The organism is Nonomuraea sp. CX421, from assembly GCF_059358955.1.
The window spans coordinates 505,295-524,179 of record NZ_JCADBK010000003.1 but is presented as its reverse complement, the minus strand read 5'-3'; the positions used below and the strand labels follow the sequence as shown (position 1 = coordinate 524,179).

At 69.1% G+C, this 18,885-nt stretch carries 24 protein-coding genes; 15 read left to right on the top strand and 9 right to left on the bottom strand.

Annotated elements, in window-relative coordinates; translation table 11 throughout:
* The first annotated feature begins 217 nt into the window (after positions 1-217).
* Genes AC5L3X_RS08535 through AC5L3X_RS08495 form a run of 9 tightly spaced genes read left to right on the top strand, consistent with a single transcriptional unit; the run spans position 218 to position 5,230 of the window.
* A complete protein-coding gene (locus AC5L3X_RS08535) occupies positions 218-1,573 on the top strand; it encodes an SRPBCC family protein (protein ID WP_494856174.1) in 1,356 nt (451 codons plus the stop codon).
* Between the two features lie 47 nt (positions 1,574-1,620).
* Positions 1,621-2,025, top strand: coding sequence for a gas vesicle protein GvpJ (gene gvpJ / locus AC5L3X_RS08530; protein WP_494856172.1), 405 nt, complete (start codon positions 1,621-1,623; stop codon positions 2,023-2,025).
* 13 nt (positions 2,026-2,038) lie between these two features.
* Positions 2,039-2,839, top strand: a complete 801-nt coding sequence (locus AC5L3X_RS08525; RefSeq protein WP_494856170.1) for a GvpL/GvpF family gas vesicle protein — start codon at positions 2,039-2,041, stop codon at positions 2,837-2,839.
* 29 nt (positions 2,840-2,868) lie between these two features.
* Entirely contained in the window at positions 2,869-3,093 is a 225-nt protein-coding gene (locus tag AC5L3X_RS08520) for a gas vesicle protein GvpG (protein WP_189127336.1), read from the top strand.
* A gap of 56 nt (positions 3,094-3,149) precedes the next feature.
* Entirely contained in the window at positions 3,150-3,512 is a 363-nt protein-coding gene (locus tag AC5L3X_RS08515; protein ID WP_494856168.1) for a gas vesicle protein GvpO, read from the top strand.
* Positions 3,509-3,910, top strand: a complete 402-nt coding sequence (locus AC5L3X_RS08510) for a gas vesicle protein (protein WP_494856166.1) — start codon at positions 3,509-3,511, stop codon at positions 3,908-3,910. Before AC5L3X_RS08515 ends, AC5L3X_RS08510 begins: the two co-directional genes overlap by 4 nt.
* Positions 3,900-4,685, top strand: a complete 786-nt coding sequence (locus AC5L3X_RS08505) for a GvpL/GvpF family gas vesicle protein (protein ID WP_494856165.1) — start codon at positions 3,900-3,902, stop codon at positions 4,683-4,685. Before AC5L3X_RS08510 ends, AC5L3X_RS08505 begins: the two co-directional genes overlap by 11 nt.
* On the top strand, positions 4,672-4,914 hold the full coding sequence (locus AC5L3X_RS08500) for a gas vesicle protein (RefSeq protein ID WP_494856163.1): 243 nt from the start codon (positions 4,672-4,674) through the stop codon (positions 4,912-4,914). Before AC5L3X_RS08505 ends, AC5L3X_RS08500 begins: the two co-directional genes overlap by 14 nt.
* The gene (locus AC5L3X_RS08495) at positions 4,895-5,230 is read left to right on the top strand and encodes a gas vesicle protein K (RefSeq protein WP_494856161.1); all 336 of its coding nucleotides are present in this window, start codon (positions 4,895-4,897) and stop codon (positions 5,228-5,230) included. Before AC5L3X_RS08500 ends, AC5L3X_RS08495 begins: the two co-directional genes overlap by 20 nt.
* Here the strand turns inward: AC5L3X_RS08495 and AC5L3X_RS08490 are convergent.
* Complete coding sequence (locus AC5L3X_RS08490) at positions 5,209-5,799, bottom strand: dihydrofolate reductase family protein (RefSeq protein ID WP_494856160.1); 591 nt, start codon at positions 5,797-5,799, stop codon at positions 5,209-5,211. The genes AC5L3X_RS08495 and AC5L3X_RS08490 overlap by 22 nt on opposite strands.
* 114 nt (positions 5,800-5,913) lie before the next feature.
* On the opposite strand from AC5L3X_RS08490, the gene AC5L3X_RS08485 reads away from it, so the two are divergent.
* Positions 5,914-6,720, top strand: coding sequence for an MBL fold metallo-hydrolase (locus AC5L3X_RS08485; RefSeq protein ID WP_494856159.1), 807 nt, complete (start codon positions 5,914-5,916; stop codon positions 6,718-6,720).
* Positions 6,721-6,829: 109 nt separating this feature from the next.
* Here AC5L3X_RS08485 and AC5L3X_RS08480 read toward each other — a convergent pair whose 3' ends face one another.
* Complete coding sequence (locus AC5L3X_RS08480; protein WP_189127343.1) at positions 6,830-7,330, bottom strand: hypothetical protein; 501 nt, start codon at positions 7,328-7,330, stop codon at positions 6,830-6,832.
* Between the two features lie 158 nt (positions 7,331-7,488).
* Between AC5L3X_RS08480 and AC5L3X_RS08475 the strand changes: the two genes are divergently transcribed.
* On the top strand, positions 7,489-8,025 hold the full coding sequence (locus AC5L3X_RS08475; protein WP_189127344.1) for a peptidylprolyl isomerase: 537 nt from the start codon (positions 7,489-7,491) through the stop codon (positions 8,023-8,025).
* Positions 8,026-8,101: 76 nt separating this feature from the next.
* Positions 8,102-8,983: a rhomboid family intramembrane serine protease gene (locus AC5L3X_RS08470; protein ID WP_189127345.1), complete on the top strand. Its 882-nt coding sequence runs from the start codon at positions 8,102-8,104 to the stop codon at positions 8,981-8,983.
* 33 nt (positions 8,984-9,016) lie between these two features.
* Here AC5L3X_RS08470 and AC5L3X_RS08465 read toward each other — a convergent pair whose 3' ends face one another.
* A complete protein-coding gene (locus tag AC5L3X_RS08465) occupies positions 9,017-9,262 on the bottom strand; it encodes a cell division protein CrgA (RefSeq protein WP_189127346.1) in 246 nt (81 codons plus the stop codon).
* Positions 9,263-9,406: 144 nt separating this feature from the next.
* On the opposite strand from AC5L3X_RS08465, the gene AC5L3X_RS08460 reads away from it, so the two are divergent.
* The 3 genes from AC5L3X_RS08460 to AC5L3X_RS08450 are packed head-to-tail and all read left to right on the top strand — an operon-like array spanning position 9,407 to position 10,789.
* Positions 9,407-10,027 (top strand): class E sortase, encoded by a 621-nt coding sequence (locus tag AC5L3X_RS08460; RefSeq protein ID WP_189127347.1) that lies wholly within the window; start codon positions 9,407-9,409, stop codon positions 10,025-10,027.
* 1 nt (position 10,028) lies between these two features.
* Positions 10,029-10,187, top strand: coding sequence for a hypothetical protein (locus tag AC5L3X_RS08455; RefSeq protein WP_189127348.1), 159 nt, complete (start codon positions 10,029-10,031; stop codon positions 10,185-10,187).
* A complete protein-coding gene (locus tag AC5L3X_RS08450) occupies positions 10,184-10,789 on the top strand; it encodes an anthranilate synthase component II (RefSeq protein ID WP_494856158.1) in 606 nt (201 codons plus the stop codon). Before AC5L3X_RS08455 ends, AC5L3X_RS08450 begins: the two co-directional genes overlap by 4 nt.
* Before the next feature lie 161 nt (positions 10,790-10,950).
* Here AC5L3X_RS08450 and pknB read toward each other — a convergent pair whose 3' ends face one another.
* From pknB to AC5L3X_RS08420, 6 genes are all read right to left on the bottom strand, one after another.
* On the bottom strand, positions 10,951-12,795 hold the full coding sequence (pknB, locus tag AC5L3X_RS08445; protein WP_494856157.1) for a Stk1 family PASTA domain-containing Ser/Thr kinase: 1,845 nt from the start codon (positions 12,793-12,795) through the stop codon (positions 10,951-10,953).
* Positions 12,796-12,878: 83 nt separating this feature from the next.
* Complete coding sequence (locus AC5L3X_RS08440; protein ID WP_494856156.1) at positions 12,879-14,255, bottom strand: serine/threonine-protein kinase; 1,377 nt, start codon at positions 14,253-14,255, stop codon at positions 12,879-12,881.
* A gap of 21 nt (positions 14,256-14,276) precedes the next feature.
* On the bottom strand, positions 14,277-15,737 hold the full coding sequence (locus AC5L3X_RS08435; protein WP_494856155.1) for a peptidoglycan D,D-transpeptidase FtsI family protein: 1,461 nt from the start codon (positions 15,735-15,737) through the stop codon (positions 14,277-14,279).
* Positions 15,734-17,128: an FtsW/RodA/SpoVE family cell cycle protein gene (locus tag AC5L3X_RS08430; protein WP_225264008.1), complete on the bottom strand. Its 1,395-nt coding sequence runs from the start codon at positions 17,126-17,128 to the stop codon at positions 15,734-15,736. Before AC5L3X_RS08430 ends, AC5L3X_RS08435 begins: the two co-directional genes overlap by 4 nt.
* Positions 17,129-18,406, bottom strand: coding sequence for a Stp1/IreP family PP2C-type Ser/Thr phosphatase (locus AC5L3X_RS08425; protein WP_189127353.1), 1,278 nt, complete (start codon positions 18,404-18,406; stop codon positions 17,129-17,131). It abuts the gene before it with no gap.
* On the bottom strand, positions 18,403-18,873 hold the full coding sequence (locus AC5L3X_RS08420) for an FHA domain-containing protein FhaB/FipA (protein ID WP_189127354.1): 471 nt from the start codon (positions 18,871-18,873) through the stop codon (positions 18,403-18,405). The genes AC5L3X_RS08425 and AC5L3X_RS08420 overlap by 4 nt, the downstream gene beginning before the upstream one ends.
* Positions 18,874-18,885: the final 12 nt, after the last annotated feature.

The following is an 18,885-nucleotide window of genomic DNA, read 5'->3' as shown; positions in this document are numbered from 1 at the left end:
GCCGTTCGTCTGATTATGTCGATCAGGTGGCGATGGCGGGCGCGCCACGCCGAGGCGCACCGAGGGCGCAAATCGCTGGTTTCTCTCGTGTCAATTCTGTCCTACTTTCCACCGATATTTGATTCTTTGTCGCGGTTAGGGGGCAGGCCCGGAAGAAGCCGGCACAGCGGTGAACGCGGCTGTCCGAACAGGTCGGTCGGTCAAGGAGGTGAGGCAGATGGCGGACGGAACAGCCGGAGCCGGTCGGCTCAAGGACGCGGCGGAGCGGACAGGACAGGAAGCGGCGGGGAAGGCCGCCGAGACGGCCAAGGGAACCGCAGGGGCGGTCCAGGACCTCGGCCAGGGGCTTGCCGGCTTGCCGACGGACCGGCTCAAGCAGGAGGTCCAAAACCTGTTGCGGGCGGCGGGCGAGCGGATGCTCAACTCCGCCGGGGACCGGATCGCGGGTCTCACCGGCCGGTTGACCGACTATGCCGAGAGCGGCGGAAAGGGACTGCTCGGCACGGTGGTCGATTCGGTGGCCGATGCGGCGGGCGGCGGAGTGGCGGGCGGAGCCCTGAAGGGCGGACTCAAAGGCGGGCTCGCGGGCGGGCTCAAGGGCGCGCTGAAGGGGCTGTTCAGCAAGGGCGGCAAGGGCGGCAAAGGCGGTAAGGGCGGCTTCGAAAAGGTCACCAACATCGTGGAGACGATCGACGTCGGCGCCCCCCGTCGCCTCGTCTACAACCAGTGGACCATGTTCCAGGACTTCCCGAGCTTCATGAAGAAGGTCGAGAACGTCAGCCAGGACTCCGACGAGGAGCTCACCTGGAAGGCACAGGTCTTCTGGTCACACCGGAACTGGAAGGCGCACATCCTCGAGCAGATCCCCGATCAGCGCATCATCTGGCGGTCCGAAGGGGCCAAGGGGTACGTCGACGGAGCGGTGACGTTCCACGAGGCCACCCCCGATCTCACCCGGATCCTGCTGGTGCTGGAGTACCACCCGCAGGGCCTGTTCGAGAAGACCGGCAACCTGTGGCGCGCGCAGGGGCGGCGGGCCCGCCTTGAGCTCAAGCACTTCAGGCGGCACGTGATGTCGCACCTCCTGTTGCATCCGGACCAGGTGGGCGACGGCTGGCGCGGCGAGATCCGCGACGGCGAGGTCGTCAAGGACCACGAGACCGCGCTGCGGGAGGAGCAAGAGGCCGAGGGCCCGCAGGAGGAGCCCGAAGAGGGCCAGGAGCCCGAGGAAGCCGCTTCGGAGGGCGCCGGTGAAGAGGCCGCCGAGGAGGAGCACGAACAAGAAGAGCCGGAACGGCCAGAGCCGGAAGAGGAAGAAGCCGAGGAGAAAGAGCCCCAAGAGGAAGAAGGCGAGAGGGCCAAGAACACACAGGCCAGGAACACACAGGCCAGGAACACACGGGCCAAGAGAACACGGACCCAGGAGGGAGAGCCCGAAAGGACAGAGGGCGGGGAAGAGGGCCCCGAGGAAGGGGAGCCCGCGCGGCGGCGCGCAGGCGCACGCCGCTCCGAGAGAGGAAGCACCGGCCAGCGGGAACGCCCGGTCCGGCGACGCAACCCCCGCACCGAGTAGGACCCGGCCGGAGGAAGAGCCGGGCGACCGATCAGCAGGGATACGACATGACCATGCAACCCGCCAATCGCGGATCGGCGGCCGGCGGTGGCTCCGCGACGGGCCTGGCGGACGTCATCGACACCATTCTCGACAAGGGCCTGGTCATCGACGCCTTCGTCCGCGTCTCGCTGGTCGGCATCGAGGTGCTGACGATCGACGCGCGGATCGTCGTGGCGAGCGTCGACACCTACCTGCGCTTCGCGGAGGCGGTCAACCGGCTGGACCTGTCTGAGACGGGCGAGAAGGGGCTGCCGGAGCTCGTCAAGGACGTCAAGCAGGGGCGAGCCGTGGAGCAGGGCAAGGAGAAGACGTTGGAGGCGGGCGGCGAGAGTCTGGAGGACCTCGTGGCCGATACCTCCACCGAGCGTGAAGACAGGCCGCGCCGTGCGCACCGGCGAGAGGAGGAGTGAGGTGTCCCGACGCATGCGGTCCACCGAAACCCAGGAGGCCGAAAACCAGGAGGCCGACGCCGGCGGCAACGGCGTCGGGTCCTACGTGTACGGGATCGTGCCCGGCGATGTGGAGGTGACCCCCGGCACCAAGGGGGTGGGAGACCCGCCCGGCCAGGTCGAGCTGCTGACCTACGGCGAGATCGGCGCCCTGGTGAGCGACGTGCCGGTGGACCGCCCGCTGGGCAGGCCGAAGGATCTCCAGAGGCACGCGGAGCTGCTGGACGATACCGCGGCTGAGGTGCCCGTGCTGCCGCTGAGGTTCGGCGCGGTGCTCACCAGCCCTGAAGCGGTGGTCGAGGAACTGCTGACCCCCTACCACGACGAGTTCCGCGACGCCCTGGAGGAGCTGGAGGGACGGGCGGAGTACGTGATCAAGGCCAGGTACGTCGAGCGGGCGATCCTGCTGGAGGTCCTCGATGAGAACAAGGAGGCGGCCCGGCTCAGGAAGGACATCCAGGGCCGTCCCGAGGAGCTGACCCGGAACGCCCGGATGCGGCTCGGCGAGATCATCGAACAGACGATCGCGGCCAAGCGCGAGCTGGACACCGACACCCTGCTCGACGAGATCGAGAACCTGAGTGAGGCGGTGGTCATCCGCGAACCCACGCATGAGCGAGACGCCGCGCACGTCGCCCTCCTGATGGAGAGCGACCGCCGGGCCGAGCTCGAACAGGTTCTGGACGAGCTGCGCGACGAATGGGCGGGACGTGTCGAGATCCGCCTTCTCGGCCCGCTGGCCCCGTACGACTTCGTGGGCACCACCGCGGAGTGAAGGGTGACGAGCGGGAGGAGTGAGATCTGATGGGATTGGGGACGCTGCTCTTTGGCTGGCCGCTCGCGCCGGTCTACGGAGTCATCAAGCTGGGTGAGCTCCTACGTGACCAGGTCGAACGCGAGCTCCACGATCCGGCGGTGGTTCGGCGCCGCCTGGAGGAGGTGGAGGAGGCCAGGGCCGCCGGCCGGATCTCCGAGGAGGAGGAGAGCCGGGCGGTGGACGAGATTCTGCGGAGGATGCTCGGTCAGTGAGGCATCAAGCTGAGGCATCAGGCGGTGCCGCGCTCGGGGGAAGCGGGGGTGATTTCATGCCTGTCAGGCATGGAACCAAGCACGAGGACCACATCGAGGAAGAGGACGTCGAGGAAGAGGACGCCGAGGGGCCGCGAGGGCCGTCGGAGGAGCTGTCGGCCGCCGACGTCGGCGCGGTCGGGTTGCGGCAGATCAGCGAGCTGACCGGCAAGGACGCCGAGGGCGTCACCCGCGTCGAGCCGACCGACGACGGATGGCTGGTCGGCGTGGAGATCGTCGAAGACCGCCGGATCCCGTCGTCCGGCGACACCCTCGCCCTGTACGAGGCCGACTTCGACATGGAGGGCTACCTGCTCTCCTACCGCCGGGTGCGCCGCTACAAGCGGGGGAGCGCCGACGTCGGCGAGGGCGCCCAGTGAGCGCGCCGGCGAGGTCGAGCCCCTACCCGCGTCAGTCCTCCATTCCGGGCACTCCCGGCGGGCGCGAGTCGGCCAACCTCGGAGACATCCTGGAACGCGTGCTCGACCGGGGCGTGGTGATCGCGGGAGACATCCGGGTCAACCTGCTCGACATCGAGCTGCTGACGATCAAGCTGCGCCTCCTGATCGCCTCGGTCGACACGGCCCGCGAGATGGGCATCGACTGGTGGGAGCACGATCCGTGGCTCACCGGCGGCCACCGCGAGCTGGCCGACGAGAACCGCAGGCTGCGCCGGCGGCTCACGGCGCTGGAGGAGACGCTGGCCCTGCGCGGCGGAGAGGGCCGGGGCGGGCGGGTCCGCGAGCGCTCGCCCGAGGTGGCCGAGCATGCCGAGTGACGAGGGCGTCTACCTCTACGCGGTCACGCGCGCCGAGGAGCACGCCTGCCCGGAGGGCCTGACCGGCGTGTCCGGCCTGCCCGTGCGGTCGCTCGCGCACCGGGGTCTCGCCGCTCTCTACAGCCTGGTCTCGCTGGACGAGTTCGGCGAGGAGCGGCTGCGGCGCTCGATGGAGGATTTGTCCTGGCTGGAGGAGACGGCGCGCGGCCACCACCGGGTCGTGGAGGCCGTCGCGCGGGTGCTTCCCACGGCCCCGGTCCGGCTCGTGACGGTCTACCACCTCGAACAACAGCTCCGCGACCTGCTCGACGAGCGGCATGACGACTTCGTCGCGGTGCTCTCCCATGTCGCGGGCCGGTCCGAGTGGGCGGTGAAGGCGTACGCCGAGCCGTACGAGAGCGCGCCCGCCGACGAGAGCGGCCCGGAGGACGACCGGCCGGGGCTCGCCTACCTGAAGCGCCGCCGGGCGGGCCTGCACGGCCGGGAGGCGGCGTGGCGCCGGGCCGCGACACGGGCCGAGTTCGTGCACGAGGTCCTGATGTCCGTCGCCGTGGAGGGCCGGCTCCATCGTGCCCAGGATCCCCAGCTGTCCGGCAGGGAGGAGCTGATGGTGCTCAACGGCGCCTACCTGGTGGACGAGGATCGCGCCGACGAGTTCGCCCGCGTGCTCGGCGACCTCGACGGCGATGGAGTCACCGTGGAGCTGGTGGGCCCCTGGGCGCCCTACTCGTTCGCGGCACTGGAGGGTGAGGCGGCGCGCGGTGCCGCTCCCTGAGCCGCGCGGCGAGCGGCTCGCCGCCCAGGGCCGCCTGCCGGTCGAACGGGTGGCGCTCGTCGACCTGCTGGACCGCCTGCTGGCGTGCGGGGTGGTCGTCGCGGGCGATGTCGTCCTGTCCATTTCCGGCATCGACCTGGTACGGATCTCGCTGCGCGCGCTGCTCGTATCCGTACGGGAGACCGACGCGATCGACGGAGGTATGCGCCATGACGGCGTCAAGGAGTGACCCGCGCGGCTCGAAGCCGGGCGAGTGGCGGCTGGAGACCGACGCCGACTCCGTGCAGCGCGATCTCAGCCGCCTCGTGCTCACCCTCGTGGAGCTCGTCCGCCAGTTGGTGGAGCGCCAGTGCGTGCGCCGGATGGACCAGGGCGACCTGAGCTCCGAGCAGCTCGAAGCGGTCGGCTTGACCCTGATGCGGCTGGAGGAGGCCATGACGGAGTTGTGCGAGCGGTTCGAGCTGTCGCCGTCGGACCTCAACCTCGACCTCGGACCGCTCGGCACCCTCCTCCCGGCCGCCGATCAGCCGCCGGCCGCCTGGTAGGTCGCGATCAGCACGCCGGTGGTCGTGGGCTTGCAGTCGGTCAGCTCGAACGCGGCCGGAGCCAGGCCCGCGTCGAACAACCGGCGCCCCGAGCCGAGCACCAGCGGGTGGATCAGCAGCACGTACCGGTCGATCAGGTCGTGCCGCATCAGCGACCGGATCAGCTCGCCGCTGCCCAGGATGACGAGGTCGTCGCCCGGTTCCTCCTTGAGCCGGGCCACGGCCTCCTCCGCGTCGCCCTTGAGCAGCGTGGAGTTGACCCACGGCAGCGGCTCGCTCAGCGTCCGCGACGCCACGTACTTGCGCATCCGGTTGAGCACCGCGGTGAAGGGGTTGGGCTCTGGCTGGTGGGGCCAGACGGCGGCGAAGTCCTCGTACGTCCGCCGCCCGAACAGCAGGGCGCCCGATCGGGACATGCCCTCGCCCGCGGCCTGCCCCATGACCGGGTCGTTGTAGCGCTGAGCCCAGCCGCCGTGCCCGAACCCGCCGCGCCGGTCCTCGTCGGGCCGTCCCGGCGCCTGCATGACGCCGTCCAGGGTGACGCTGTTGAACACGGTGATCTCACGCATGATCGAAATCCTTGTCTCTCTCAGGGCCGCCCGCCGAGGGGCGCTCACCCTCTGTACGAACGGACCCCGTCCGAATCGACACGGGATGCGCGGATTCGTTTAGGGTTTCGTGCCATGAACGAGCAGTGGCAGGAGGTCGGTGACCGGGTCTACGTCCGCCGGCACGAGTCGTTCGACATGAACGTCGGCCTGGTCGTGGGCGACGGGCACTGCCTGGTGGTCGACACCCGCATGTCCCATCGCGAGGCCGCCGATCTGATCGAGGCCATCAGGCGGATCACCAGCAGCCCCTGGACGGTCGTCAACACCCATTCCCACTTCGACCACTTCTTCGGCAACGCGCTGTTCCGCCCTGCCGAGATCTGGGGCCACGTCAGGTGCGTCGAGGAGATCGAGCTGTACGGCGAGCGGCAGCGGGGCGACGTGCTCGGCTTCCTGCCGGCGGACCGGCATGCTGAGGTGCGGGAGGTCGAGATCGTGCCACCTGACCACACCTTCGCCACCGGGGCCACGCTCGACATCGGCGGCCGGGTCGTCCAGCTGCGCCATTTCGGCCTCGGCCACAGCAGCAACGACGTCGTTACGCACGTGCCCGACGCCGGCGTGGTGTTCGCCGGTGACCTGGTCGAGGAGGGGGCGCCGCCGGCATTCGGCGACTCCTACCCGCTCGACTGGCCGGGCACGACCGCCGCGATGCTGGCCGAGCTGCCCGACCGGGTGATCGTGCCAGGCCACGGCGCGGTGGTCGACCGGGCGTTCGTGGAGAGCCAGCACGCCGATCTCGTGGCGGCGGCCGAGCTGGCCAGGCGGGCCCACGTGGAGGGGCTGCGCGACCTGATCGGCCGCTTCCCCTACCCCGAGGGCGTCACCCGCAAGCTCATCGAGCGCGCCTTCCTGCAGCTCGACGCCCTCCCCGCCTGATCGAACGCCAAAGGCCTGATCGAACGCGAAAGGCCTGACTGAACGCGAAAGGCCTGACTGAACGCGAAAGTGCGCCCCCGCGACGCGGAGGCGCACTTTCACTCGCGGATCAAGGCATCTTGCGGGATGCCTCTTCCGCCTTGTCGGTCACCTTGGAGGTGGCCTGCTCCGCGGAGCCGGCGGTTCGGTCCGCCTTCTCGCTGACCCAGCGCGAAGCGTCCGAGGCGGATTCCTTCATGTGCTCCGTCCACTGCTGTGCATTGCGACGGTAGAACATGTAACCCATCGCGCCCAGCGCCACCCCGGTCATCAGGACCATGACCGGCCAGCGCCGCGACTTCGCGTAGCTGGGGTCGATCTTGTGCGCCGCCGTGGTCAGCAGGGAGCTGACCTTGGGAGCGAACTGGTCCTCTACCCGGTGCGCGGCATCTTCGAGCCTGGGCGCGGCCCAGTAGCGGGCTTCCTCGATGCGCTGGGCGGTGGCCATCTTGGCCTGGTCCGCCATAGGCGCCATGCGTTGGCCGGTCTGTACGGCCTGGGCCTTCATTCGGCCTACCCACGTGGCGGGAACCTCTATGACCACGTGGCGTTTTCTCAGTGTCAGGGACACAACAACCTCCCCTGTCGGTGGGGCCCCGCAGCCTGACCTGCCCTGTACGAAGCGGCTCAATCATGGCCGGCCGTGGGAGGATGACTCAGAAGGCCATCCGGTCATAGACATCCAAACACCACAAACCAACGCTATGCATAGAGGAGGGCAGCTGTCTCGTGGCTGAGAAGCTGATCGCAAACCTGCAGACAAATCGTGGCAACATCAAGGCCGAGCTCTTCCCTAATCAAGCTCCCAAGACAGTGCGAAACTTCGTCGAGCTTGCCGAGGGCAGCCGTGAGTGGACCCACCCGGGCACCGGCGAGAAGAGCTCCGACCGCTACTACGACGGCACCATCTTCCACCGGGTGATCCCCGGGTTCATGATCCAGGGCGGTGACCCGCTCGGTCAGGGCATCGGTGGCCCCGGATACGAGTTCGACGACGAGATCCATCCCGATCTCTACTTCAACCGGCCCTACCTGCTGGCCATGGCCAACGCGGGCATCCGCTTCGGCAAGGGCACCAACGGGTCACAGTTCTTCATCACGGTCGTGCCGACGCCGCATCTCAACGGCAAGCACAGCATCTTCGGTGAGGTCATCGAGGGCAAGGACGTCGTCGACGCGATCGCCAAGACCCGCACCGGCCGCAACGACCGGCCGCTCGAGGACGTCGTGATCGAGTCGGTCACCATCGACCGCGTCCAGGGCTGAGGGGAGCTGACTGGGCGGCCGGGCCGGGGGATTCGCCGCACACGCGGCACCCTCCGGCAGGCCATAGGCTGCGGTCATGACCAGCCAGCCGCCCAGTCCCCCTCCTCACCAAGAGCCCGCAGAGGCGGTGCCGACGTGTTACCGGCATCCCGACAGGGAGACGTGGGTCCGCTGCCAGCGGTGCGAGCGGCCCATCTGCCCCGACTGCATGCGTGACGCCGCCGTCGGCTTCCAGTGCCCCGAGTGCGTGGCCGACGGCAACAAGGGCATCCGGCAGGCGAAGACCGCCTTCGGCGGCGCGGTCGTCCACACCCCCTACGCGACGTGGACCATCCTGGCCCTCAACGTGCTGGTCTACGGCGCGTCACTGCTGCTCGGCGACTCGGTCAACCTGGCGCTCGGCATGTGGCCCAACGGCGTCGCCCACCTCGACCAGTATCACCGGTTGCTGACGGCGGCGGTGGCGCACGCCAGCCTGATCCATCTGTTGTTCAACTGCTGGGCGATCTACGTCATCGGCCCCTACCTGGAGCGGGCCTTCGGGCACGGCAGGTTCGTGGCCCTCTATCTGCTGAGCGCGCTGGGCGGCTCGGTGCTCAACCTGTGGCTCGACCCGCTCAACACCCTGACCGTGGGTGCTTCGGGCGCGGTCTTCGGTCTGTTCGGCGCGGTCTTCGTGGTGGGTCGCCGACTCAACCTCGACGTGCGCGGCATCGCCGTGGTCATCGTGCTCAACCTGGTGATCACGTTCGTGCTGCCGGCGTTCTCGGGGCTGCGCATCAGCTGGACCGGTCACGTCGGCGGGCTGATCGTGGGCACCCTGCTGGCCGCCGCGCTGGTCTACGCCCCCAAGACCAACAGGACCCGCTGGCAGGTGCTGACGATCGTGGGAGCGGCGGCCGTGCTCGGCGTGCTCGTGCTGGTCCGGACGGCGTCCATCGTGGCAGGCGCCGGCTGACATCCCCAGCCTGTGGAAAAACTGTGGAAAAAACTAACGCCAGCGGGTGGAGAGCACCACTCCGAAGATGATGAAGACAAACCCGATCAGCAGGTTCCACTGGTTGAGGTCGCCGATGAAGGGGGCACTGGGCGCCACATACCAGGTGGCGATCCACAGGACACCGATGATCCATGCCGCGACCATCGTGGGAGCCAGCCAGCGCGGGCTGACCTTGACCTGCTGGGACTTCTGCGGCGGGGTGTAGACCGCCTTCTTGCGAGCCTTGGACTTGGGCACTGGTAACTCCTGCTGAGGGCCTGGGCTTCCGGATCGTCCACAGGCTCTTCGGTAAGCGTAGTCGTAGCGGGGCCCAGGATAGTCGCCACGCGCATGACATGGCGATCCCGGCCCGATGGATCGACCGCGCATACGCTTGATCGAATGAGGGCCATGCTGCGGGCCGTGGGGGAGTCGAGCATCACCGCGGGCCTGATAATCCTGCTGTTCTGCGCCTACCTGCTCTGGGGCACCGGCGGCTACACCGAGGACCAGCAACTGCTGCTGCAGCGCCAGCTGACCGAGGAACGCCCCGCCGAGACACCGCGCCTGGGGAGGATCCAGCTCGGCACCGCCGTGGCCATGCTGCGCATCCCGCGCCTCGGCCGCGACTACCGCTACGCCGTCATCGAGGGCGTGAGCACCGAGGATCTGAAGAAGGGGCCCGGCCACTATCCCGGCAGCGCCCAGCCCGGACAGATCGGAAATTTCGTCATATCGGGTCACCGCACCACGTATGCCGCGCCGTTCAAGCGGATCGGCGAGCTGAGACGCGGCGACGAGATCATCGCCGACGCCCGCGACGCGCGCTACACCTACCGGGTGACCAAGCAGGAGATCGTACGGCCCGACGAGGTCGAGGTCATCGCGCCGGTTCCCGGCAAACCCGACGCGCGCCCATCCCGCGCCGTCATCACGCTGACCACCTGCCACCCCGAATACTCCGCCGCCCAGCGGCTCATCGTCCACGGCGTGCTCAAGCGGCTCGAACTCCGGAAGGACTGACATGTACGGCTGGCTCTGGCGCAGGCTGCCGGGCAACACGGGTGTCAAACTGCTGGTGGCCACCGTGCTGGTCGCCATCGCGGTGGCCGTACTCTGGTTCGCGGTGTTCCCGCTGCTGGAGCCCGCCGTGACACTCGACGAGGTGACCCTGTTCGGATGACCGGAGTGCTGGTCGTGGACAACCACGACAGTTTCGTCCACACCATCGTGCAGTATCTGCGCGAGCTGGGCGCCACGTGTGACGTGCGCGCCCGCGACGACGTGCAGGTCGGCGACGCCGACGGCTTCGACGGCGTCCTCATCAGCCCCGGCCCGGGCACTCCCGAGGCGGCGGGCGTCAGTGTCCCCCTCGTGCGCCACGCGGCCCGCCAGGGGCTGCCCCTGCTCGGCGTCTGCCTGGGCCACCAGGCCATCGCCGTCGCCTACGGAGCCGTCGTCTCGCGCGCCCCCGAGCTCGTTCACGGCCGCACCAGTGCCGTGTCCCACGACGGCCTGGGGGTGTTCGCCACGCTGCCCTCCCCGGTGCGCATGACCCGCTACCACTCGCTCGCCGTACAATCCGACACCGTGCCCGCCGAGCTCGACGTGACCGCCCGCACCACCGACGGCGTGATCATGGGCCTGCGTCACCGTGAGGCGCCCGTCGAGGGCATCCAGTTCCACCCCGAGTCCGTGCTGTCGGAGCATGGCCACCGGCTCCTCGCCAACTGGCTGCGCGCGATTCGTGTAACACCCCGCTTTCGCCGGACGACTCACCACTGAACGTCCCCGCCGTTGCCCCCGAGCGGCGGGGGCGTTCTGCTGTCCCGAGACTGGGGAAACGGCGAGGCCGCCCTCCCGAACGGGAAGGCGGCCCTCTCAACCGGTCTGTCTCGGCCGGCAACCGGTCTGTCTCAACCGGCCGCGTCGCCGGCCTGTGCTCGTCAGCCGCTGAAGTCGTCGCCGATCGGGTTGTCCTCGATCGGCGGGTCCTCCTCGGTGGGCTCGTCGGTCGGGGTCGACGGCTCGGGGTCGGCCGTCGGCTGCTCCGTGGGCGTGGTGTCGGGGCCCGTGGAGACCACGATCGTGATGGCCGTGCCGGGGTTGAGCTTGACGCCCTCCTGGGGGTTCTGCTGGATGACCGTGCCCTCGGGCTGGTCGCTCGCCTGCGTCACCACCCGGACCTTGAAGCCGGCGGCCTTGAGCATCTTGCTCGCGTCCTGCTCGGTCAGCCCGATCACGCTCGGGAGGGCCGTCATCTCCTTGGGCACGAACAGGGTGACAGTGCCGCCCTTCTCGATCTGCTCACCGGCCTTGGGATCGGTCTCGATGACCTTGCCCTGCGGCTTGCTGGAGACCTTGGCCTTGACCGTGGAGCTCAGTCCCAGCTCCTCGAGGATCCGGTTGGCGTCCTCGGTCGTCGCCCCGATCAGCCCGTCGGGGACCTTGACCTGCTCGGGCCCCTTGGACACGAACAGCTTGACCGTCGAGTCCTTGGCCACCTCGGTGCCCCCGGGCGGATCGGTCTTGATCACCGTGTCCTTGTCGTCCTCGGAGCTGAACTCCTTGACCACCTCGAACTTCAGCCCGAGCGCCGTCAGCTGCGACTGCGCGGATTTCTGGGTCAGCGTCGCCAGCTCCGGAACGGTGACCGGCTGGGTGGCCGGAGTCTCGGTGGTGGAGCTGAGGAACGCGTAGCCGATGCCGATGAACGCGCCGATCACCAGCAGCGGGACGATGATCCACGCCGCGGTCTTGAGCGCCCGGTTGTCGCCGCTGTTGGTGGCCCGGCGCCGGCCGCCGCGGCCGCCCCCCTCGCCGTCGGAGTATTCGTAGGGCGGGATCCCGCCGCGCTGCGTGGCCGGGTCGGCCGCCGACTGGGTCGCGGTCATCATGCGCGTGCCCTGGCCGTAGTTGCCGGTCATCGCCATCGTCTGCGCGTCGACCGGCATGCCGGACATGGCGCGCTGGATGTCGGCCCGCATCTCGCCGGCGCTCTGGTAGCGGTGGGCCGGGTCCTTGGCCATCGCCTTGAGCACGATCGCGTCGGCCCACGCGGGGATCTCACGGTCGATCTGCGACGGCGGGATCGGCTCCTCGCGTACGTGCTGGTAGGCGATCGCGACGGGCGAGTCACCGGTGAACGGCGGCTGGCCGGTCAGCAGCTCGTACAGCACGCAGCCGGTCGAGTAGATGTCGCTGCGGGCGTCGACCCGCTCACCGCGCGCCTGCTCGGGAGAGAGATACTGGGCGGTCCCTATCACCTGCGCGGTCTGCGTCATCGTCGCGGCCGAGTCGGCCATCGCGCGGGCGATGCCGAAGTCCATCACCTTGACGTCGCCGGCCCGGGTGATCATCACGTTGGCCGGCTTGATGTCGCGGTGCACGATGCCGCCGCGGTGGCTGTAGTCGAGTGCGCGCAGGATGCCGTCGACCAGCTCGACCGCGCGCTCCGGCAGCAACCGGCGGTCCGCGCGCAGCAGGTCGCGAAGCGTCCGGCCGTCGACGTACTCCATCACGATGTAGGGCACGGGGGCCCCCTCGGAGACGTCCTCGCCCGTGTCGTAGACCGCGACCACGGCCGGATGGTTCAGCGACGCGGCGGACTGCGCCTCACGGCGGAAACGGGCCTGGAATGTGTGGTCGCGCGCGAGGTCGGAGCGGAGGGTCTTGATCGCGACTATGCGGTCCAGCCGGATGTCTCGGGCGCGATACACCTCGGCCATGCCGCCGCGCCCGACGACACCGTCGAGCTCGTAGCGACCACCGAGTAGCCGAGGCTGAGTCATTTCCTGCACTGTCCCTTACCGTTCATCTGGGGTACCGGCCTGCTCGGGGGGCCGCCGGTGTCCATCATCGACCCCGTGGCGCGTCACGTCTCCTCCTTTGGCGGGTTTGTGTCACCCGGGTCGGGGGAGGCGCTAGGTGTCGGAGTTGTCGGTGTAGTGGTGGGTTTTGGGGTGGGCGTGGGAGTCGGGGTCGGTGTCGGAGTAGGTTTCGGCGTCGGCGGCTTGGTGGGCGTAGCCGACTTGCTTACCGTAGCCGACGGCGAGGGTACCGGCCGCGTTGACTTCACCGTAACCACCGGGGGTCGACGAGTCCGTGTCTTCGTTTTTGACGGCCGTTGGCTGGGCGTCGTCACCACCGTCGATGTGGGCTCGGCGACGTCGGGCGGTCTGACCGGCGTGTCGCGCTGCGTCAGCGTCATGGCGCTGAACCCCACCGCGGCCATGCACCCCGCCGTCGCGACCGCCGCCACGGCCCGGATGCGCCTGTGCCGCCTCGGGCGTCCCGGCCCAGTGGGCTGCTCCGGCCCGCGCAGGGTGGGGGTCGGCGGGGGCAGGCCGCCGGTCGGCTCGCCGTCGTGCGGCTCGCGCACCCGGAAACCGCCGGGGTCGGTCAGCATGCTGAGCTCGACACCCTGCCCTGCGCCCTGCTCGGCGTCGGCCAGCGACGCGCGCAGAGCGTAGGCCCGGTCGGCCACCTCCAGCGCCGGCTGCGGACGCTGCGCCGCCTCCTTCGCCAGCAACGCCATGACCAGCTCGCGCACCTGGCCCGGCACGTCGACGCCCAGCGGCGGCGGCTGCTCGTTCAAATGCTGGAGCGCGATCGCGACCTGGCTCTCGGCGCGGAAGGGCGTGCGCCCCGCCAGGCACTCGTAGGCCACGATGCCCAGGGAGTAGAGGTCGGTGGCGGGCGTGAGAGGCAGGCCCTGCGCCTGCTCGGGGCTGACGTACTGGGCGGTGCCGAGGACCGTGCCCGACTGGGTCACCGGCGCCGCCTCCAGGGCGCGGGCGATGCCGAAGTCGGTCACCTTGATGTCGCCCTCGGGCGTGACGAGCAGGTTGCCCGGCTTGATGTCGCGGTGGATGACCCCGGCGGCGTGGGCGACGTGCAGCGCCTTGGCCGTCTGGTGCAGGACGTCGAGCGCCACCTCGGGCCCCAGCGAGCCGTTGCGCGCCAGGATGGCCGACAGCGGCTCGCCGTGCACCAGCTCCATCACGAGGTAGGCGACGTCGTCCTGCTCGCCGTAGTCGAAGATCTGGGCGATGCCGGGGTCGGCGAGCGCCGCGGTGATGCGGGCCTCGTTGCGGAATCTCTCGCGGAACGTCGGGTCGGCGTGGATGTGGCTGCGCAGCACCTTGACGGCCACCTCACGGCCGAGGAGCTCGTCGCGGGCACGCCAGACCTCTCCCATACCGCCCATGGCGATGCGGGAGAGCAGATGGTAGCGGTTACCGAGCCGCATGATTCAGTACGTTACCGTCGATCACTTGTTCAGCACCGCCTCCAGCACGGCTCTGGCGATCGGCGCGGCGGTGCCGCCGCCCGTCGCCTCTGCGCCGACGTTGGCGGCTCCCGACTCGACCAGCACGGCGAGCGCGATCTGCGGGTCGTCGGCCGGCGCGAACGAGATGAACCACGCGTGCGGCGGCTGACCGTCGGCGGTCTCCGCGGTGCCGGTCTTGCCGGCCACCCGCACACCGGAGACCTGCGCCTGGTTGGCGGTGCCGTTGGCGACCACGCTCACCATCATCTCGCGCAGCTTGCCGGCGGTCTCGGAGCTGACCGCCTCGGTCAGCTCCTCGGGGTCGGCCTCCTCGACCGAGTCGCCCTTCGCGTCAGTGATCTTGTGCACGAGGTACGGCTTCATCACGGTGCCGTCGTTGGCGATGCCCGCGGCGATCATGGCCATCTGCAGCGGCGTCATCTGGTTGCTGCGCTGGCCGATGGAGGCCATGGCGACCGCCGCCTGGTCCTCCTTGGGACCGAAGTCGCTCTTGGCCACCGACATCGGGATGCCGAGCTGCTGGCCCATGCCGAACTTCTCGGTCTGCTCCCGCATCTTGTCGTAGCCGAGGTCCATGCCCATGCTGCCGAACGGCGTGTTGCAGGACTTCTCGAGAGCGAAGACCAGCGGCACCTGCCCGCCGCCGCAGGCCGCTCCGCCGTAGTTGGGCAGTCTGACGGAGGTGCCGGGCAGCGCCAGCGACTGCGGGGCGTCGACCACCGTGTCGGGGCCGCGGTCGGAGTCGTCCTCCAGGAACGCCGCGGCGGTGACCACCTTGAAGGTGGAGCCGGGCGGGTAGGTGCGGTCGATGTTGCGGTTGAGCAGCGGCTGGGACTTCTCCTTGGCCAGCTCGTCGTAGCGGCCGAACACCTTGCCCTTGTCGGTGCCCGACAGCTCGGCGGGGTCATAGGTGGGCAGCGAGACCATCGCCAGGATCGCGCCCGTCTTGGGGTTGAGCGCGACCACGGCGCCCCGCTTGCCGCTCTGCCGCAGCGCGTCGTAGGCGGTCTTCTGCGCCTTGGGGTTGATCGTGAGGTCGACGTTGGCGCCCCTGGTGGGCTCGCCGGTGAACAGGTCGATGCTGCGCCGCAGCAGCAGGTCGGGGCTGGACCCGTCGAGCAGGCTGTTGCGGGCCGCCTCGATGCCCGAGGCGCTCTCGGGCGAGAAGAAGCCGGTGATGTGGGCGTAGAGCTTGCCGTCGGGATATTCCCTGAGGAACTTGAAGTCGCCCGAGGCTTCCTTGGACTGGGCGAGGATCACCTTGCCGCCCGCCGTGATGCGCCCCCGCTGCACCGCGTAGCGCTCGAAGTAGTTGCGGGTGTTGCGGGCGTCCTCGGACAGGCCTTCGGCGCGAACCGCCTGGAGGTAGTTCACGTTGATCATCAACAGCGCGAACATCACCAGGCAGGCCACGGCCGCGCGCTTGATCGGGCTGTTCATCGCTGGAACACCTGCGTCATTCCTTCGTTCTGGATCGCCTGGGGCGGGGGCCGCCGCGCCGCGTCCGACATGCGTACCAGGAGCGCGATGAGGATCCAGTTGGACAGCAGTGCCGAACCACCCTGCGACATGAACGGGGTGACCAGGCCGGTCAGGGGGATGAGGTTGGTGACGCCGCCGACGATGATGAAGATCTGCCAGGCCAGCAGGAACGACAGGCCGGCCGCCAGCAGCTTGGAGAACGGGTCGCGAGCCGCGATCGAGGTGCGCAGGCCGCGTTCGACGAGCAGCGCGTAGAGCATGAGCAGTGCCATCAGCCCGGTGAGGCCCAGCTCCTCGCCGGTGGCGGCGAAGATGAAGTCGGAGAAGGCCAGCGGGATGATCTCGGGGTGGCCCTGGCCGAGCCCGGTCCCGAGGATCCCGCCGGAGCCCATGGCGAACAGGCCCTGCATGAGCTGCCCGCTGCCGCCGACCGCGTCGAAGAGCACTGGATCGCCGGGGTTGAGGAAGACCTCGAAGCGCTGCTGGACGTGGTTGAAGACCATGCCCGCCAGAATGGCGCCGCCCGCGAAGAGCAGGATGCCGATGATGACCCAGGAGCTGCGCTGGGTGGCGATGTAGAGCATCGCGACGAACGTGCCGAACAGCAGCAGCGAGGACCCCAGGTCCTTCTGCATGACCAGGACGCCCAGGCTGACGCCCCAGGTGATGAGCACGGGGCCGAGGTCGCGGGCCCGCGGCAGGTCGATGAACAGCAGCCGGCGCCCGGCGAGGGCGAGCACGTCGCGCTTGGCCACCAGATAGCCGGCGAAGAAGACGACCAGCGCGAGCTTGGCGAACTCAGCGGGCTGCAGCTGGCCGAGGCCGGGAATGCCGATCCAGATGCGGGCGCCGTTGATCTCCTGCCCGAGGAACGGAATCAGCGGCGAGACCAGCAGGAACAGGCCCAGCGCGCCGGCGGTGTAGGTGAGCCGCTGCAACGCGCGGTGATCGCGCAGGAAGATCAGGGTGAGGCTGAACAGCAGGACGCCGATGAACGTCCACAGCAGCTGGGAGCTGGGTGAGGCGAGCTTGGCCGAAGGCAGGGTCGAATCCGACTCGGAGAGCCGGAAGATCATCACCAGGCCCAGCCCGTTGATGAGCGTCACCAGCGGCAGGATCAGCGGATCGGCCCAGGGGGCGAACTTGGCGAGCACCAGGTAGGCGGCCAGCATCAGGCCGCCCAGGCTCAAGCCGTAGGTCAGCATGCCCGAAGGGATCTGGCCGTCGATGGCCAGCCCCACGTTGGCATAGGCGCCCATGACGATGGCCACCGCGAACGCGAGCATCGCCAACTGGGCCCCACGCCGCTTGGCGGGCATGGGGATGGGGGAGGCGGCTACTTCGCTCATCTACCGCTGCGTCTTCGTCGCGGTGGGGGACGGCGACGTGCTCGCGGGTGGCGTCGTCGCCTTCTGCTCTGTCGTGAACTTCAAACCGTTGATCCTCGTCATGCCTTCAGCGACGCTCGTGACCTCGATGCCGTCCTTGATCAGCGCCTGGTCGGGGGGAGAGAGCTTGGACAAGGGCTTGCCGGTGTGCTGCGCGACCGAGAAGAACTGGAACGGGCCCACCTCCTGCTGGATCCCCTGGAACACGACGACCTCGTCGCCTCTGGCTCCGACGAAGAACTGCTCCTGGGTCCACTGCCAGCCGAAGTAGCCCCCGACGCCCACCACGGCGGCCCCGAAGCCCAGCACGGAGACCAGCACGGGCCACACCCGACGACGCTTGACCGGCCGCCGGGACGCCTGGGCGCCCGGCTCGTAGTCGTCGTCAGTGATCACCGGCTGGGGCGCGGTCACCGTGCCGACGCGCCCCGGGGAGGTGTCCTGGGGGCTCGACCGCAGGCGGTTCATGCCCGCCGCGCCGACGACGGCCGCGTCGCTGGGTGGTTGCTGCCCGTCGCTGATCTCCAGGACGTCTGCCAGCACGCAGGTGATGTTGTCGGGCCCGCCACCCCGGTTGGCCAGGTCGATGAGCTGGCGTACCACCTCTTCGGGGTCGTCGATGTTGGTCAGCGTGGCGTGCAGCGTCTCCGCGCTCACCACACCCGACAGCCCGTCGGAGCAGAGGAGGTAGCGGTCGCCCACCTGCGCCTCGCGCAGCGTGAGGTCGGGATCGACCTCGCCGCTGCCGTCGAGCGCCCGCAGCAGGATCGAGCGCTGCGGATGCGTCGCGGCCTCCTCGGGCGTGATGCGCCCGTCGTCGACCAGCTGCTGCACCAGCGTGTGGTCATGGGTGATCTGGTAGAGCTCCCCGCGCCTGAGCAGGTAGGCGCGCGAGTCGCCGACGTGCACCAGGGCCACCTGGGTGCCGTTCCAGAGCATGGCGGTGAGCGTGGTGCCCATGCCCTTGAGGCTCGGGTCCCGACCCACCATCTCGTGCAGCTTGCGATTGGCGTCGCGTACGGCTGCCTCGATGGCGTTGAGCAGGTCACCGCCCTGCTGGGCCTCCTCCAGGGAGGCCATTGCGGAGATGGCGACAGAACTCGCCACCTCGCCGTGTGCGTGCCCGCCCATGCCGTCGGCGACGGCGAGCAGGCGGCCGCTAGCGTACGCCGAGTCCTCGTTTCCTTCGCGGAGGAGGCCGACGTCCGAGCGGGCGGCGTAGCGGAGTGCGATGGTCATTTGCGCAATTCAATGACTGTCTTGCCGACACGGATCGGAACACCGAGCGGCACCGGGGTCGGGCGGGTGACTTTCGAGCGGTCGAGATACGTGCCGTTGGTCGAACCGAGATCTTCCACGATCCACTGACCGTCCTGGGGAAAGAGCCGGGCATGTCGGCTGGAAGCGTAGTCATCGCTGACCACGAGCGTGGCGTCGTTCGCCCGGCCAATGGTGATGGGCGTCTCCGTGAGGTTAATGGTGGTGCCTTGGAGCGGGCCACCTGTCACGACAAGCTGGCGTGGCTCGCCTTTCTTGTTCTTCGGCTTTGCCACTGGTTTGGATGGTTTCGCACTCTTACGTGGACCGGCGGGGGCCGTGCGTGATCCGAACAAGTCAGTCCGGATCACGCCGACTGCGGCAATGACGAAGAACCACAGCACCGCCAGGAAGGCGAGCCGGATCAGCAGCAGCGTGAGCTCGGACATGGACCGTCTGTC

Coding starts and splice junctions, on each gene's coding strand:
- AC5L3X_RS08485 (WP_494856159.1), top strand. CDS start 5,914: ATGAACGAGCAGTGGCAGGAGGTCGGTGACCGGGTCTACGTCCGCCGG.
- AC5L3X_RS08425 (WP_189127353.1), bottom strand. CDS start 18,406: ATGACCATCGCACTCCGCTACGCCGCCCGCTCGGACGTCGGCCTCCTC.
- pknB (WP_494856157.1), bottom strand. CDS start 12,795: ATGACTCAGCCTCGGCTACTCGGTGGTCGCTACGAGCTCGACGGTGTC.
- AC5L3X_RS08470 (WP_189127345.1), top strand. CDS start 8,102: ATGACCAGCCAGCCGCCCAGTCCCCCTCCTCACCAAGAGCCCGCAGAG.
- AC5L3X_RS08495 (WP_494856161.1), top strand. CDS start 4,895: ATGACGGCGTCAAGGAGTGACCCGCGCGGCTCGAAGCCGGGCGAGTGG.
- AC5L3X_RS08455 (WP_189127348.1), top strand. CDS start 10,029: ATGTACGGCTGGCTCTGGCGCAGGCTGCCGGGCAACACGGGTGTCAAA.
- AC5L3X_RS08515 (WP_494856168.1), top strand. CDS start 3,150: ATGCCTGTCAGGCATGGAACCAAGCACGAGGACCACATCGAGGAAGAG.
- AC5L3X_RS08505 (WP_494856165.1), top strand. CDS start 3,900: ATGCCGAGTGACGAGGGCGTCTACCTCTACGCGGTCACGCGCGCCGAG.
- AC5L3X_RS08430 (WP_225264008.1), bottom strand. CDS start 17,128: ATGAGCGAAGTAGCCGCCTCCCCCATCCCCATGCCCGCCAAGCGGCGT.
- AC5L3X_RS08520 (WP_189127336.1), top strand. CDS start 2,869: ATGGGATTGGGGACGCTGCTCTTTGGCTGGCCGCTCGCGCCGGTCTAC.
- AC5L3X_RS08420 (WP_189127354.1), bottom strand. CDS start 18,873: ATGTCCGAGCTCACGCTGCTGCTGATCCGGCTCGCCTTCCTGGCGGTG.
- AC5L3X_RS08490 (WP_494856160.1), bottom strand. CDS start 5,799: ATGCGTGAGATCACCGTGTTCAACAGCGTCACCCTGGACGGCGTCATG.
- AC5L3X_RS08450 (WP_494856158.1), top strand. CDS start 10,184: ATGACCGGAGTGCTGGTCGTGGACAACCACGACAGTTTCGTCCACACC.
- AC5L3X_RS08535 (WP_494856174.1), top strand. CDS start 218: ATGGCGGACGGAACAGCCGGAGCCGGTCGGCTCAAGGACGCGGCGGAG.
- gvpJ (WP_494856172.1), top strand. CDS start 1,621: ATGACCATGCAACCCGCCAATCGCGGATCGGCGGCCGGCGGTGGCTCC.
- AC5L3X_RS08460 (WP_189127347.1), top strand. CDS start 9,407: ATGAGGGCCATGCTGCGGGCCGTGGGGGAGTCGAGCATCACCGCGGGC.
- AC5L3X_RS08525 (WP_494856170.1), top strand. CDS start 2,039: ATGCGGTCCACCGAAACCCAGGAGGCCGAAAACCAGGAGGCCGACGCC.
- AC5L3X_RS08435 (WP_494856155.1), bottom strand. CDS start 15,737: ATGAACAGCCCGATCAAGCGCGCGGCCGTGGCCTGCCTGGTGATGTTC.
- AC5L3X_RS08440 (WP_494856156.1), bottom strand. CDS start 14,255: ATGCGGCTCGGTAACCGCTACCATCTGCTCTCCCGCATCGCCATGGGC.